The organism is Streptococcus sp. ELY_137, from assembly GCF_058314515.1.
Map to the genome: position 1 here is coordinate 192,924 of NZ_JBZFUL010000003.1, position 15,444 is coordinate 208,367.

Here is a 15,444-nt window from a genome sequence, read left to right on the forward strand (position 1 = left end):
AGGCAAGGGGGAGCTGGATATTATAAGTCAACGGCCTATCATAAGATTTTCAAAGGGCATAAAAAAACTGAGACTGTGGCATATTCTCCAAGAGTTAGACTAATAATCTAACGATTGGGAGCCCGTTAGCCAACATATCTCAGCCTTTATCAGGCATAACCATACAATTCACTGACAGTCACAAACTTATATCCTTGTGATCTTAGGTATTCCAAAACTGCCGGCAGAGCATTAACTGTCGTTGGGTGAATATCGTGCATCAGAATAACGCTGCCGTCCTTCACCTGTGACTTTACCTGACTTAAAATAGCCCGCGTGTTGCGATTCTTCCAATCCAACGTATCAACATCCCAAAGTACCTGATAGAGATTTGTTAAACTCCGCACCTTATCGTTGGTAGCACCGTAGGGCGGACGCAAAAGCTTAGGTGCCTGACCTGTTGCTTTTTCGATCGCCTGGCTTGTTTGGGTAATCTGCGCAGAAGCTTGATTAGTCGGCAGTTTGTTCAATTGAGGATGATTCCAAGAGTGGTTACCAATGTTATGACCAGCCTTTAATTCTTCTTTAAGGATACTTTCATTACCAGCAATACTTTGCCCAACGACAAAGAAGGTGGCCTTTGCCTTGTACTTCTTCAAAATTTTAAGAACCTTTGGCGTCGTAACAGGATTAGGACCATCATCGAAGGTCAAAGCAACCACATGTCCTGACATCTTCTCCTGTAAACCAGCCCCATGCTTATAGGATTGGTAGGCCTGCAAGTCACTATCCTTCAAATAGTTAGGATTGAGAATATCATAGAGACTAGTAACAGCAATCATAACTTTTTGGCCGCCGATAGATAAGACCAATTGCGACTGACTATAGCTAAAAGCGATCTGTGATAACTTCTCCTTTTTAAAGACCGTCAAGACCTTATCTTTCTGCTTCTTACTGATCCCTTGGACCTTAAGCGCTGCTTCAATTTTAGGCAATAAGGCTGCCCTTAAATCGGTCGTTCGTGACAGCAGATCTGTCAGTTTCAAAACGGTATGATCCGATTTGAGTAAAAAGGTCTTAAGCGTCTTGCTTTTTCCTTTGCGCAACGACGCTCCCCGCTTATAGTAAGGGTGTTCATAGAGTTTGGCCCGCTGAACACCTCTCAAAGCAGAATCCGAACAAGCCATACCGATAAATTGATAATCGCCATCCTTAGCCGTTTTAGCTGCCTTGTTCATAGTTTCTTTTAATCCAGCATAGGCTTTTCCTTTATCATTACAAGGATAGTAAAGCCAAGTATCCTGCTGCTTAGCGGCAACAACAGATCCTTGTTTTTTACTAAAAATTTTCTCAGACCTAGCTGCTCGGCCTAAATCCTTCTTAATAGCACCATGCTGGTACAGCATGATTCCTAACAGGCTCACTAGAAATAGCAGGGCTGCCCAGTAGCGATACGATTGCTTATTCACCTTGTCCTCCATTCCAATATTACCATTATAGGTTAATTAAGCAAGAGCTTCAAGAGACAATCAGAAATCCATGGTAAAAAACAGCCTGATTCTTAAAGCTAAAACGCAAAAAAAAAACAGGAAGGCATTTTCCACAATCGACACTAAATAAAAAAACTCTTAGATTAAAAACTAATCCAAGAGCCGCTCAAATAAAATTATTTACCAAGTTTTGCTTTAGCTGCATCAGCGAGTGCTGTGAAAGCTGCTGCATCGTTAACAGCTAAGTCTGCCAACATTTTGCGGTTAACTTCAACTTCTGCCAATTTCAAACCATGCATCAATTGTGAATAGGATAAACCGTTCATACGAGCTGCCGCATTGATACGTGTAATCCACAATTTACGGAAATCACGTTTTCTTTGACGGCGGTCACGGTAAGCATAGTAGTAAGAATTCATTACTTGTTCTTTTGCCGTACGGAACAAGATATGCTTAGCACCATAGTAACCTTTAGCTAATTTAAGTACACGTTTACGGCGTTTACGTGAAACAACGCCACCTTTAACACGAGCCATTTATGTATTTCCTCCAGATAATTCTAATAAATTTTTAACAACCATGCAGCTTATTTCATACGAGTAAGCATTGATTTGATACGTTTGAAATCTCCTGAATGCACCATAGCTGCCTTGCGAAGATGACGACGTTGTTTCTTAGTCTTACCGTGGAAACGGTGAGAAGTGTAAGCACGGAAGCGTTTCAAGCCACCTGAACCTGTACGTTTAAAACGTTTAGCTGATGCACGGTGTGTTTTTTGTTTTGGCATTTTAATGTCTCCTCTTTAAGTTTAATTAATTGTAAACCCCTACTTCTTCTTATCAGGGATTGGCGCCAATTGCATGAACATTTGGCGGCCGTCCATCTTAGCGCGTTGCTCAATAATAGCGATATCTTGCGTCGCTTCAGCAAAATCTGCCAAGACTTGGGCTCCAATATCCTTGTGAGTAATCATCCGCCCACGAAAACGGATAGAAACCTTAACCTTGTTGCCCTTTTCCAAGAACTTACGGCCATTGCGAAGCTTAGTGTCAAAGTCACCCTTATCAATAACAGGACTGAGACGAATCTCCTTAACCGTCACAGTACTTTGTTTCTTGCGCTGCTCCTTTTGTTTCTTTTGATACTCAAACTTGAACTTTCCATAGTCCATAATCTTAGCAACTGGTGGAGTTGCCTGCGGCTGAATCAAAACGAGATCAACATTAGCATCATCCGCCGCTGCCTGTGCTTCAGACAAGGGTTTAATGCCCAGCTGCTCTCCGTCAAGCCCTACAAGGCGAACTTCACGAACGCGAATTTCATCATTTATGAATAGATCTTTCTTTGCGATGACTTTCACCTCTTCATTCTTTGAGAAAAACGAAAGCGGACTTGACAAACCAAGCCCGCACTACATAGTATTTCATCTTCTGAAACTTGACATGTAGAGCCAGACAACGTTAGTCGCAAGGCGAGAAGCTCTCACTTCTGCTTTTCTCATTACCAGTAGTATAACATTCCTACTAGGGCATGTCAATAATTTTCTTTGCTTTTTCTGAAATAAAATCAACCACACCATCAATCGATACCCCAGTCGTATCAAAAGTAATGGCATCATCTGCTGGTTTTAAAGGAGAGACTTCACGGTGACTATCCTTATAGTCACGCTCAGCAATCTCTTGCTTGAGCTGTTCAAAATTAGCCGCAATCCCCTTAGCCTGATTCTCTTTGAAGCGACGCTCAGCTCGTTCCTCAACAGATGCAACCAAGAAGATCTTTAATTCAGCATCTGGAAGGACAACTGTTCCGATATCTCGCCCATCCATAATAATGGCTCCGTCTGCGGCAATTCGACGCTGCTCATCAACTAATTTTTCACGAACCTGTGCCAGTGCCGAGACAGCTGAGACATGGTTGGTCACATCATTCTGACGGATAGCCAAGGTAACGTCCTCGCCACCTAGGCTGACAGTCTGACTGCCATCAGCCGCTTTGCCAAAAGCAATAGGATATTGGTCAATCAATTTTAATAAGTCATCGACCTGCGACAGACTAATATGATATTTAAGTGCCAAATAAGTGGCACAACGGTACATCGCTCCTGTATCTAAATAAGTATAGCCAAGATGATTAGCAACAATCTTGGCTACAGTACTTTTTCCGCTGGAAGCAGGGCCATCAATAGCAATTCTAATTTGTTTCATCTTAGTTTACATAAACCTCATCGCCGGGATTCGCATACCAGTAGCCTTGAGTCATATGCTCAGGATTCAATTCTCTAAGTTGTTCAACTGAGATACCAGCACGCGCTGCGATAGCTGCCTCTCCCTCTCCCTGTTCAACAGTAATTGTTTCACCATTACCAGATGAAGAAGACTCTTCTGTTGATGAGGACTCGCTACTACTTTCCTCCGATGGTGCTTGGCTGCTTGAGGATTGCTCCTTCTCAGATTTTTGCTTAGACTCTGATTTAGAAGCGCCATAGAAACTTGAAGTAGCCTTTGTTTCATTACTACCTCCATTTGACGTGTAAAAGACAAAGAAGAGAATCGTTACAACAATAACAAAGAAAGCACTAAGTAGAGCTGTCAGGACGGGAGTACTGACAAAGGAAGCGCTGCGGTTACTTCCGCGGCTGCCACCTGAGCGGTGTTTCCCAATAACGATATCATCATCTTCCTCTTCTTCAAGTTCAACATCCCTTACTTCTGCGTCTTCAATTTCCTCAGTCTCTGCAATTTCTTCAGTTTCTTCTACGTCTTCGACTTCCTCAGTTTCCTTAATTGGCGTTTCCCATGGTTTCCTTGACATCTCGTCCTCCCTTGTAAAAAAAATAAATCCGTACTAAAATAATACTATGAAAGTTTCAATTATTCCAGAAAAATGTATTGCCTGTGGTCTCTGCCAAACTTACTCCGAGGCCTTCGACTATCATGATGACGGTATCGTCAAATTCACTGACAGCGATCAGCTTGAACAAGTTCTGCCGGACAATCAGGCTAACCTTTTAGCAGTGAAATCCTGCCCTACTAAGGCCCTCAGGATTGATTCCTAAGCGAGGGCTTTTCTTTTTTGTCATTTTGGTAAAGTTTAAAATAATCCAGACTGTCTGAATGATCAAGCAGCTCTACTTCTCCCTTGAAAGCTGGATTAAGCGCCAGATCATCTAGGAAATATTTTTTAGGCCACTTGCGCATATAAAATAGTCGAGACTTGCCATTAGTAAAAATGAGACACAGGGTTGTTCGTGTCACCTCAACCCGCTTGATACTAGCAATATCAACCTTGAGTGGTTTCAAAAAGTTAAGAGAAATAATCCAAAGCTTATTATCTTCACTAATCACAAAATAGCGGTGAAACCCTAATCCGACAAAAATCATGAAGAGAGCAACAAAAGTCAGTCCTGTCCGTGGGACAGAAGCCCTTTCGTAAAATAAAGACATGGCAATAAAAATCGGAATAAAGGTAATAGACCAGTAAATAATAGACCAAGACAATTCCGGCTGCCAATGGTATCTAACTTTTCCAAATATCTTTATCATAGTGGCCCCTCCATACCAATTTATTTTACCATAAAAACAAAAGATTGCCTATCGCAATTTAGAAATTCGGCAAATCATTCTCCCACCGCCTTCAAAAACTGCTATGTTCCACCTTGAACAAGACTCCCCTACTCTGACAAGTTTTCTCAACCAATATAAAAAATGAGTTAACTTTTGCAGAGTAAAAGACCACAAGTCACAGAGCAAAAAAAGCTGTTACTACCCATTGGATTCATAAAACGCCTTAAACTAAATATATAAGCTGGCCTTAGACACAGATAAAAACCTATAATACTGCGCACAAGCACTATCTTTGTCCCCTAGCAAAAAAGAAGGCAGTTGCCTTCTTTAAACTTATAGTCAAAAATGTCTGTGACTTAACTCTTAGCTGAAACGGCGGATATAATCGATATTTTCATCAAGATTTCCTGCCAGCTTGCGCGAAACACTGGTATACTGCCATGCTGCTGCATCAGAGTAGAGACTGTATTCTTGGGCTGTGTTTTGAGGCAGGTAGGTATAGCCATTGACATAGTGGGCAATCCACATATTTTGCATCCCCAGCTGCGAGGTATTGAGACTGCCGCCGCGCGTATCCAGCCAGCTAGCCATGGTGTAGTAAACTAAGTTATTGTAGCCCATTCCCTGCATAGCTGCCGTCCAAGCAGCCGTATTAGCATTGATATTATTAAGCATTTCACTGCTTTCCATATCGTTAACCATGACCGTATTTGATGATAATCCATAAGATTTGGCCACATTAACAAAATAAGCTGCCTCTGCCCTGGCTTCATCAGCATTAGTGTAGCGGGCAAAGTGGTAAACAGATACTTTCATTCCAGCTGCGCGGGCATTAGCAATTTGGCGAGCAGCATAAGGGTTAATGTAGCTGGTACCTTCTGTCAATTTAACAACTACACCCGTAATGCCTTGGTTTTTCAGAGATTGATAATCAGCTACAGAAATATCACCGTTGTGGCTGCTGACATCAACAAAGTAACCAACTGACTGCTCCTTTTGGAGGCTGTATTTTCCTAAATCATGACCGCTTTGACTGCCATCACGATAAGTCACATAAGCATGGACCGTATAATTGCCCTTGATATACCCATGAAGCTTCTCATCAACATAAACAGTCGCTGAACCGTTAGCCACCCCTGCTTCATACCAATGAAGGTTGGCTTGGTTATCCTGAGACCAAACTGCAACGGCAAGCTTGCTAGCCTGCTTAGAAGTTGCTGTATCATTTAACACTACCTGTAAAGTACCACCTGCTTCATCATGGTTTTTAACAGCTAGGTCTGCGTTAGTCGGTACAATTGTTTTATCCACATTAAAGGTTGTTGAGCCAAGTCCTGTCATACTGCTATCTGCCAGAGCACTAACACCATAGATATGAGCAGTGTAGCTTCCTGTTTCATAATTGTGATTTTTCAACTGAACAGTAGCCGTATAGCTACCATCGGCATTTTTAGCGGCATCATACCAGATAAGATCATCTTGATCGTTTTTATTAGTCCAGACAGGGACTTTCACAGCAGTGATATACCGAGGAACATCCGTGATTTGAATAGCATAGCTTGTGTCGTTTACCTTATTAGCTTTAGCATTAGCACTAGGCTGAGCAATAGTGATAGTTTGAGCATTAAGGCCGACCATTTGGCCATTTTGAAGGGCATAAGTGTGGATATTATAAGTTCCGTAACCACTGTGATTACTGTAAGGGGCAGCTACCTTCCCATCACGATCGGCACTGTACCATTTTAAATCATCCTGACCGCCTTGTTCGGACCAAACAGCATAGCGAACACTGCCCAGATCAGTCAATGTATTAGAAGAAATTCCCAGTTCAATACCTGCTGAGCCCAGACTAGCTTTTATGTTATGGCGCGCTTCGGCCTTAGGTGCCTCAGCAGTCACCTTATAATCCACGCCTGAAGTCGCAGATAGACCAACCAAACTGCCTGTAATGGCACTTTGGCCATAAACATGAATGTTATAGTGACCCAAATCATTATGATGATCTGCTGTTCTAAAAGACACCGTGTAGGTAGTAGGATCTTTCTGGGTAGCTTGATACCAAATAATATCATCCTGATCATTTTTCTGAGACCAGACCGGTACTCGGATAGCTGTAATATCACTGCTGACATTACCAATCGTTACTGTGTAATTCCCCTTTGATGTCTCTTCAATCTTGGTCGTTACCTTAGAAGGAGAAACATCAGCAGTTCTTCCATCACGTCCGATGTCGCGTCCCTTAATATTAGAGTAGGTATGAATGTGGTAAGTACCATAAGACTTGTGCTTAGTTAAATCAATATAGGCCGCTCCCTGAGCATCCGCGCGGTACCAAACCAGATCATCCTGATCACGCTCATCTGACCAAACCGCAAAGTTAACAGATTCATCAGCCACCTTGGTTTTGTTATAACGAATGGTCATTGTCCGGCCTGAAACCGAAACGCTAGTCGTTTCGGTAGGGGCTTGAGGCTGAGCAGTATTAGAAGTTCTGGCTACTGTTGCCGCAACACTAGCCCGATGAAGAGCGGTATTCGAATCAGGGATCGGAGCGCTTCTTACAGCAGATAGTGCTTGTTCCTGATTACTTTGAAGCTCAGATTCAACCTCAGTCGACTGGTAATTCTCCGAATCAAGGGCTGTATCCGACGTAGACTCACTGCTTGTCACTGCTTTTGAAGAAATCTGTGAATAAACACCAGCACTTACTGGCTCTGTTTCCTGTACAGTTTCCTCATTTTGATGAGTGTCATTAGGTGCCTGCTCTGACTCCTGCCCTTGCGAGCTAGTGTCAGCTGGCAAGGCTGCCTGCTCAACAGCTACCTCTGCTGGCTCACCAGCAGTCGCTGCCTGACTTTCCTCTGCAGCGACTACTGTGCTTGTTCCTAATACTGTTAAGGCCGCAGCACTGGCAATCACCCAATGCTTTTTGGCTTTATACATTCGTTTTCGCATTCTTCCTAATTCCTTTTTAATTTGATTAATGAAGTTAGTTTACCATAATCGACCAATATCCACAATAGATAGAACTTTCAAGGCTTTTGGGAGTTAGTCCAAGACCTCCTAAAGATTACTGAAAAAGGAGACCCACTCTTCAAGGAAACAGCTGCTTTCCTCTCCTATAACACTCATAGTCCAGATTTCATTAGCTAAAGGAGTCCCTGCCTGGCTGAATTTCCTCTATTGATACTCTTTAAAAATCTCATGATCCCCAACCTAATCTGATGAGATGGTTTTCAAGTTATAGATAGAAACAATCAACTAACTTCACAATTATTTATTCGAAAAATAAAAAGCAAGAGGGGAAACTTTCTTGTAAAGTTAACACCATCTTACTTTCTTTTTATAGCAGATAAACACAATAAGAACTGATGCAAGATTTCTGCATCTATTTTTTCTCTTCTTCATCCATACTGAGGACGCTGAGGAAGGCTTCTTGCGGCACTTCTACTGACCCAATGGCTTTCATACGTTTCTTACCAGCCTTTTGTTTTTCTAAGAGTTTACGTTTCCGAGAAACATCACCACCGTAACACTTGGCCAGAACGTTTTTACGAAGCGCCTTGATATCCGAGCGGGCTACAATTTTTTGACCAATAGCAGCCTGAATAGGCACCTCAAACTGCTGACGCGGAATAATCTTTTTGAGCTTCTCAACAATCAGCTTACCACGCTCATAGGCAAAGTCACTGTGGACAATAAAACTGAGGGCATCAACCTTCTCACTATTAAGGAGAATGTCCATTTTAACCAACTTGGACTGGCGATACTCAGATATTTCATAGTCAAAGCTGGCATAACCGCGGGTTGATGATTTAAGTTTATCAAAGAAATCAAAAACAATCTCAGCTAACGGAATTTGATAGATAACATTGACACGGTTATCATCAATATATTCCATGGTCACAAAATCCCCACGCTTGCGCTGACACAGCTCCATTACTGCGCCAACATAATCTTGAGGAACCATGATTTGAGCCTTGACAAAGGGTTCTTCGATGGTGTCGACCCGGGTAGGTTCTGGAAACTCTGAGGGATTTGATACCTCAATCAGCTCACCATCCGTCGTATTCACATGATAGACAACAGACGGGGCCGTCATGATGAGATCGATATTAAACTCACGCTCCAAGCGCTCTTGAATCACATCCATATGCAAGAGGCCTAAAAAACCACAGCGAAAACCAAAACCGAGGGCTTGAGAGGTCTCTGGTTCAAACTGGAGACTAGCATCGTTGAGCTGGAGCTTCTCAAGAGCCTCGCGGAGGTCATTATATTTATTTGACTCGATCGGATAAAGTCCAGCAAAGACCATGGGGTTCATCTGCTTATAACCATGGAGGGGTTCAGCAGCTGGATTATCCGCAAGGGTAATCGTATCTCCCACGCGCGTATCTGCTACGGTCTTAATCGAGGCAGCAATATAGCCAACATCACCTGTCGCTAAGTAATCGCGCCCGACAGCCTTAGGCGTAAAAATTCCCACTTCAGTGACATCAAAGGTCTTGCCATTACTCATGAGCTGGATCTTATCACCTGGTTTAACCATACCATTGACAATCCGGATTTGAAGAATAACCCCACGGTAGGCATCGTAAACAGAGTCAAAGATAAGCGCCTGTAATGGAGCTTCAAGATCACCTGTCGGAGCTGGAACCTTTTCTACAATCTGCTCAAGAATTTCCTCGATACCAATGCCTGCTTTGGCGGAAGCCAGAACCGCTTCGCTGGCATCCAGGCCAATGACATCTTCGATCTCTTGGCGCACACGCTCAGGATCGGCAGCAGGTAAGTCAATCTTATTAATAACAGGCAGAATCTCTAGGTCATTATCTAAGGCAAGATAGACATTAGCAAGGGTCTGGGCTTCGATCCCTTGAGCTGCATCAACAACCAGAACTGCACCTTCGCAGGCAGCTAACGAACGCGACACCTCATAGGTGAAGTCCACGTGTCCCGGTGTATCGATCAGATGGAAGATGTAAGTCTCGCCATCCTTGGCAGTATAGTTGAGCTGGACAGCATTGAGTTTAATAGTAATACCGCGCTCACGCTCCAAATCCATACTATCTAAGAGCTGGGCTTGCATTTCACGGTCTGAGACCGTCTCGGTCTGCTCTAGGATTCGGTCAGCCAGAGTAGATTTTCCATGGTCAATATGGGCAATAATAGAGAAATTCCTAATTTTCTCTTGACGTTTTTTCAATTCTTGAATGTCCATGTCAATTCCTTGTTATCAGTTTTCTAGTAGTACTATTATAGCAGAAAATCAGCTGAGAACCAAAGTAGATTTGTTGGGGACTCATACTTAAAAAACTCATCAGAACTAAGCAAATTCTTGGAAGGATCCGTTAATGCTGAATTTTCTACACTAAATCCTATAGGAACTTGGCTAAAGGCCTTGTTAGTTCATCTGTCAAAGTATAGTTGACTTCTTCGGCTAACACTGGCAAGGTAACAACCTAATAAGGTTAACAGACCTAGCAGCACAAATACAGATGTATATCGTGAGATTTCAAAGAGTATCCGTAACTTTTTGCCAATAGACTAGCACTTAAATAAAAAAACCTAAAGCTGATTGCTCCAGATTTCCTATGAAAATGACTTATTCCCCAAACCAAATACTAATCTCACGTCGAGCGGACTCCAGAGAATCCGATCCATGAGCGATATTTTTTATCGATTGCCCCGGCTCTGCCCCTAAAGCAAAGTCACCACGGATGGTACCTGCCTGTGCCTTGGCTGGATCTGTCGCCCCCAGCATATCGCGCCAAGCCTGCACAGCTCCAACACCTGCAAGTGTTCCAATAATAACAGGGCCACTCATCATAAAATCAGCAATCGAAGGAAAGAAAGGCTTATCTACCAAGTCTGAATAATGTTTTTCTAAAGTGGTACGCTCAATCTGACACTGCTCCAAGCGTGTCAACTGAAAGCCACGGCGTTCAATACGATGCAAAACCTCACCTACCAAGCCTCGCTTGACCGCATCCGGTTTTAAAATAAAAAAAGTTTCTTCCATACCAATCTCCTGTTTCAAATTCTATTTATATTATAACAAGCAATTTCAGAAAATTCCACGATATTTACATCATCGCTCATACTTTTCCCAGACATTCTGAGTAACATCTATCGGAGCATTGCCATATGGGAATTTTGCCAGCTCGTCTTGAGCCAGTAATTAAGTAAGGTTTGGAATAATTCTTCATTCAGTACCAATGCCACACTTCAATATCCTATTTCTACTTAAAAATAAACTGTCATAAAAGCAGCAGCCAATATAACCTTATCCCACATGGCTTTATTTAATTAAACCGCTTTACTTGGACACTTTTTCCTTTGAAATATAGTGTTGATAACTTGTCCTCGCTAATAACCAAAGGATTATCATCAGAGCTTCATAAATCACAAAAAAGATGATAAAGCAATGCAGAAAGTACTCCTCTGGCAGCACCCAAATAACGGGATCCGTATAAGGGTTGAAGAGCCAGTTGTTAGCCCCCGGAAAAAGCAGCTGGTGAAAAAGGGTGAAAAAAGCTTCAAAGCCTATCAAATAACCCAAAATCCCGATAATAGGAAGCAGGGCAATCAGAGCCAACCAAAGACGGCCAAACAGCCAGAAAGATTGAGACTGCCAGTGTCGTCGCAAAAAATGCAAGGCAGGCCAGAACCCTAGAATAAAGACTGCTTGAGCAAGATGAAAGAGGTGTTTAACGTCGCGAAAATGAGCTAAACCATCCTCAGAAGAAGGAAAGTCTGCCATTTTGAGCTGACCGATCCAAGGCAGGGTCAGATAAGCCATAAGCTGATTGAAATTTTTTAACAGGGCTTGGGTGGACAAATCAACTGTTGGCGCCAGCCTTAACCAGTGATTTTCCAAGGGGTAAACAGCCCATGCCAGGTAGATAGTCGCAAGTACAGCAGCACTCATGAGCCAGATAGCAGATAAACCTGCGTATAACTTATCTTTCATCAAAATCCCACTCATCTAAACTGGCTAAAATATGACTGGGCTGGATCGGCAGTGTGGGAACTTCCTCAGGCTTTGTAAAACCTGTCGTTACTAAAAGGGTCGCAACATCATTCTTAATTCCAGCCATAATATCCGTCATATAGTTATCCCCCACCATGACCGCTTGGTTTCGAGCGACACCCAGACGCTCCAAGGCCTTGTTGATAATGATAGCTTCTGGCTTGCCAATAATAACTGGTTTAATACGTGTTGCCGCCTCCAACAGCGCCTGAATAGAGCCCGCTCCCGGCAATTGGCCGCGCTCTGTTGGAATATTGAGATCGGGGTTGGTCCCGATGAAGAGCGCCCCTTTTTGAATCGCTAAAGTTGCTGTCACCAGCATTTCATAGGTTAGATCACGATCCAAGCCAACCACGACATAGGCTGGATTAACCTTGTCCTCGGTATAACCAGCCTCTGCAAGGGCTGACTTGAGTCCGACCTCACCGATAACGTAGGCTGTCTTGCCTCGCGCCATATCATTCATGTAATCAACAGTTGCCAGCGTCGCTGTATAAATGGTCTCCAGCGGGGTCTCCACATGAAACTGGTCAGCCAGCATGTCCTGCACCATCTCAGGAGTGCGCATAGTGTTGTTAGTCACCAGCATATAGGGGATATTTTTTTCCTGCAAACGGTGGATAAAGCGCTCCCCTGCCGGAATACGATCCTTACCGCGATAAACTGTCCCATCTAAATCAATCAAATAGCCTTTGTAGGTCATTATTTCACCTTTCTCTCTTTAGTCTTTCTTTCGCCACTCAATCACAGCTTGGGCATGCAGACCGTCGTTGGTGCGGATTTCGTGTCTAGTGGTCAGACCGTCCTGCTGAACAGCCGACAAAATATCACTACCATAGTGAATTTCCTTGACATATTTAAGATCAACTGTTTTAGGAACATGTTTCTTAAGAAAGTCTACATCAAGCGCTTCGTACATCCACTCCAGATACTTGCTGTTATTGACATGACCATTCATGTCGAGGTCCAAATAGCGCACATGAAAAAGGGTTTCTGTGGCATCTTTCAGGCTCTGATATTTAGGACCGCGTATCATCTTTTTGATTTTTTCTGACTCATAAGGAGCAACAATCTCTTCTTTGACGGATACGACCTTACGGCTGTCATAGTCCATGAGAACAAAGGTTGATGCGATCTCTATAATTTTATGTCCATCCTCACCATAGATGTAAAAATTACGATAGCAAAAGAGCTTATTATAAGCGACGGCCTCTGTCTCCACAGTAATGGTCTCAGCGTAGCGGGGCAAACGCTCAATATCTAACTGGTAGTCCGTAATGACCCAAACTAGATTAAACCGCTCCAGCAGCCAGTCATCTGTATTGCCCAAGCTTTCGGATTGCAAGCCAGACACCTGCAGGGCATAAGACAGCAAATGGGGCAGCTTAACCTGATGGTTAATATCACTTTCATAAAACGGAATTTGATAATTTACCTTGAATTTTTTTCCCATAAGATTCACTCATTCATTATCTAGTATAAAGGCTTCTGCAACGGTATCCCCTAAAAAGAGGCCTCGTTTGGTCATGCGCAAGCGATCTCCCGTCACCTGCAAGAGACCGTCTCTAATCAAGCCATCTACGGTCTGGCCGTAGCGCTCCTGAAAATTTTCTTGGAACTTCTCTTCAAAATGAGAGATAGATAGACCAGATTTCTTACGCAATCCCAGAAAGAACTCTTCTTCCATCATCTCAGCCTTGCTTAGAGTTTCCTCATGCAAGCGTGAATGACCTTCTGCTGCAATAGCTTTGAGATAGTGCTGGATAGGACCGCGATTGCGGTAGCGAACACCATTTAAATAGCCCGATGCACCCGCGCCAACACCATAGTATTCCACATTATCCCAGTAGACGAGATTGTGACGACTCTCATAGCCAGGTTTGGAAAAGTTAGAAATCTCATAATGTTCAAAGCCATTCTTCTCCAATTCATTGATAATGTAGTGGAACATATCCGTCTCTAAATCTTCGGTCGGCAGATTGAGACGGCCTCGACGCATCTGGTTCATAAAGACCGTATGGTTTTCCAAAATCAGACTATAAAGACTCATATGGGGAATATCCAATGACAAGGCCTTCTTCACGTTTGTCTTGACCTGCTCCATGGTCTGACCTGGCAGGGCATAGATCAGATCGATCGAGATATTGTCAAAACCCGCTGCCTTAAGGTCACGAATAGTCGTATAAATCTGGGCTTCATTGTGACTGCGGCCGATACGCTTGAGCTCCTTATCATCAAAGGTCTGTACACCGAGGGAAACCCGATTGACCGCTGATTCTTTAAGGACGTCTATCTTGTCTGGTGTTAAATCCCCTGGATTGGCCTCGATAGTAAACTCCTCCAACCTATCCAAATCGAGCTCTTGCTGAAGATTGGTCAGGAGATAAGCCAGCTGGTCAGCCGTGATCGCTGTTGGCGTCCCGCCGCCGATATATAAGGTACGAAGGTTATGGATGTCATAGCTCTTATACTCTTCGATCAAGCTAGTCAGGTAATCATCCACTGGCTGGTTCTTGATAAAGACCTTAGAAAAGTCGCAGTAATAGCAAATTTGTGTGCAAAAAGGAATGTGCACATAAGCAGACGTTGGTTTGTTAGACATGGGATTATTATAGCATTTTCACAGACGGAGTTTAAGAAAAAGGGAACAAAAGTTACCCTACTTGACAATAAAAACTGAGATTTATTAATTGAAAGCGTAACGAGCCTGAGACAAAACCAGACTCGTTAGCATTATTCTAGATTTACATTACAGATTGACGCAGTGGTTGGGAGTAAGACTTGTTGGCTATGCCAAGAAGTCTTACCCCTGCACAGTTCCTTAGGTGTTTTAGCACCAATGAACCACTGCTGATTGGCGGGTTCTCTTCCCTATCTTTAGGCGACCTCTTAAACAGTCCACTGGACTGTTTAACGACCACGCAAGTGATAGCTCCAACAGTTTAGGGATAGACTGCCAAAGCCTGCCACCTAAAAACAGGAAAGCGGCAGAGGCCTGAGCCTTAAAATAAGAGAGCGAGGAAAATAAAAATCGTGATTTTACCACGATTTACTGTTTGAGTCCCACTCTCCCTATTACCCAGATTGGACTGGAAAAATTCGCCTATCCACCTATAGCCAAAATTAGTCCATAGAAGGACAGATAAAAATCACCCCTATTGGCGTGATTGACATCATCTTAATTATGGAGCAGATTGAGTTAGTTAAAAACTGTGTCACTCCCACTTAAAACTTTTTCTTCCCACACTTAAAAACTTAAATTGTCAAATTAAGTTGGACAGTTTCACCTGACTCAGAAAAACATGATAAGGGGTTTGATAATTTAAAGATTTTCTAGGAATTCTATTTCTCTTATCAGCTATAGCTGATAAGGTGTTTT

The 15,444-nt window shown here is 43.0% G+C and carries 15 protein-coding genes, 1 pseudogene and 1 other annotated feature; of the genes and pseudogenes, 1 reads left to right on the forward strand and 15 read right to left on the reverse strand.

All coding sequences use genetic code 11. From position 1 onward, the window contains the following. Positions 1–149: 149 nt before the first annotated feature. The 6 genes from AC4HAO_RS03975 to AC4HAO_RS04000 all read right to left on the reverse strand — a co-directional run bounded on the left by AC4HAO_RS03975 (position 150) and on the right by AC4HAO_RS04000 (position 4,280). Complete coding sequence (locus tag AC4HAO_RS03975; RefSeq protein ID WP_491134658.1) at positions 150–1,448, reverse strand: polysaccharide deacetylase family protein; 1,299 nt, start codon at positions 1,446–1,448, stop codon at positions 150–152. Between the two features lie 197 nt (positions 1,449–1,645). Then, on the reverse strand, positions 1,646–2,005 hold the full coding sequence (rplT, locus tag AC4HAO_RS03980; RefSeq protein ID WP_165209664.1) for a 50S ribosomal protein L20: 360 nt from the start codon (positions 2,003–2,005) through the stop codon (positions 1,646–1,648). A 50-nt stretch (positions 2,006–2,055) separates the two neighbouring features. Continuing rightward, the gene (gene rpmI / locus AC4HAO_RS03985; RefSeq protein WP_447452206.1) at positions 2,056–2,256 is read right to left on the reverse strand and encodes a 50S ribosomal protein L35; all 201 of its coding nucleotides are present in this window, start codon (positions 2,254–2,256) and stop codon (positions 2,056–2,058) included. 39 nt (positions 2,257–2,295) lie between these two features. Continuing rightward, the gene (gene infC, locus AC4HAO_RS03990) at positions 2,296–2,829 is read right to left on the reverse strand and encodes a translation initiation factor IF-3 (protein ID WP_447452207.1); all 534 of its coding nucleotides are present in this window, start codon (positions 2,827–2,829) and stop codon (positions 2,296–2,298) included. 12 nt (positions 2,830–2,841) lie between these two features. Beyond that, positions 2,842–2,969: a sequence feature (ribosomal protein L20 leader region), on the reverse strand. 23 nt (positions 2,970–2,992) lie between these two features. Then, the gene (cmk, locus tag AC4HAO_RS03995; RefSeq protein ID WP_447452208.1) at positions 2,993–3,673 is read right to left on the reverse strand and encodes a (d)CMP kinase; all 681 of its coding nucleotides are present in this window, start codon (positions 3,671–3,673) and stop codon (positions 2,993–2,995) included. A 1-nt stretch (position 3,674) separates the two neighbouring features. Further along, entirely contained in the window at positions 3,675–4,280 is a 606-nt protein-coding gene (locus AC4HAO_RS04000; RefSeq protein WP_447452209.1) for an SAG1386/EF1546 family surface-associated protein, read from the reverse strand. A 46-nt stretch (positions 4,281–4,326) separates the two neighbouring features. Here AC4HAO_RS04000 and AC4HAO_RS04005 point away from each other — a divergent pair, with 46 nt between their 5' ends. Next, positions 4,327–4,524 carry a ferredoxin gene (locus tag AC4HAO_RS04005; RefSeq protein ID WP_447452210.1) on the forward strand — a complete coding sequence of 66 codons (198 nt, stop codon included), beginning with the start codon at positions 4,327–4,329 and terminating at the stop codon, positions 4,522–4,524. On the opposite strand, the gene AC4HAO_RS04010 is transcribed toward AC4HAO_RS04005, so the two are convergent. The 9 genes and pseudogenes from AC4HAO_RS04010 to AC4HAO_RS04050 all read right to left on the reverse strand — a co-directional run. Further along, a complete protein-coding gene (locus tag AC4HAO_RS04010; RefSeq protein ID WP_491092387.1) occupies positions 4,508–5,011 on the reverse strand; it encodes an EbsA family protein in 504 nt (167 codons plus the stop codon). The genes AC4HAO_RS04005 and AC4HAO_RS04010 overlap by 17 nt on opposite strands. 384 nt (positions 5,012–5,395) lie before the next feature. Further along, positions 5,396–7,987, reverse strand: a complete 2,592-nt coding sequence (locus tag AC4HAO_RS04015; protein WP_491092388.1) for a GBS Bsp-like repeat-containing protein — start codon at positions 7,985–7,987, stop codon at positions 5,396–5,398. A 433-nt stretch (positions 7,988–8,420) separates the two neighbouring features. Beyond that, entirely contained in the window at positions 8,421–10,253 is a 1,833-nt protein-coding gene (gene lepA / locus AC4HAO_RS04020) for a translation elongation factor 4 (RefSeq protein ID WP_491092389.1), read from the reverse strand. Between the two features lie 384 nt (positions 10,254–10,637). Continuing rightward, positions 10,638–11,054: a nucleoside-diphosphate kinase gene (ndk, locus tag AC4HAO_RS04025; protein WP_491092390.1), complete on the reverse strand. Its 417-nt coding sequence runs from the start codon at positions 11,052–11,054 to the stop codon at positions 10,638–10,640. A gap of 297 nt (positions 11,055–11,351) precedes the next feature. Then, on the reverse strand, positions 11,352–12,005 hold the full coding sequence (locus AC4HAO_RS04030) for a TIGR01906 family membrane protein (RefSeq protein WP_491134659.1): 654 nt from the start codon (positions 12,003–12,005) through the stop codon (positions 11,352–11,354). After that, complete coding sequence (locus AC4HAO_RS04035; RefSeq protein WP_491092392.1) at positions 11,995–12,768, reverse strand: TIGR01457 family HAD-type hydrolase; 774 nt, start codon at positions 12,766–12,768, stop codon at positions 11,995–11,997. Before AC4HAO_RS04035 ends, AC4HAO_RS04030 begins: the two co-directional genes overlap by 11 nt. A gap of 18 nt (positions 12,769–12,786) precedes the next feature. Beyond that, on the reverse strand, positions 12,787–13,518 hold the full coding sequence (locus AC4HAO_RS04040) for an acyl-ACP thioesterase domain-containing protein (RefSeq protein WP_491134660.1): 732 nt from the start codon (positions 13,516–13,518) through the stop codon (positions 12,787–12,789). Positions 13,519–13,527: 9 nt separating this feature from the next. Next, positions 13,528–14,667, reverse strand: coding sequence for a radical SAM family heme chaperone HemW (hemW, locus tag AC4HAO_RS04045; protein WP_491134661.1), 1,140 nt, complete (start codon positions 14,665–14,667; stop codon positions 13,528–13,530). Positions 14,668–15,328: 661 nt separating this feature from the next. After that, a pseudogene (locus tag AC4HAO_RS04050) lies at positions 15,329–15,444 on the reverse strand (IS30 family transposase); the annotation flags it as partial.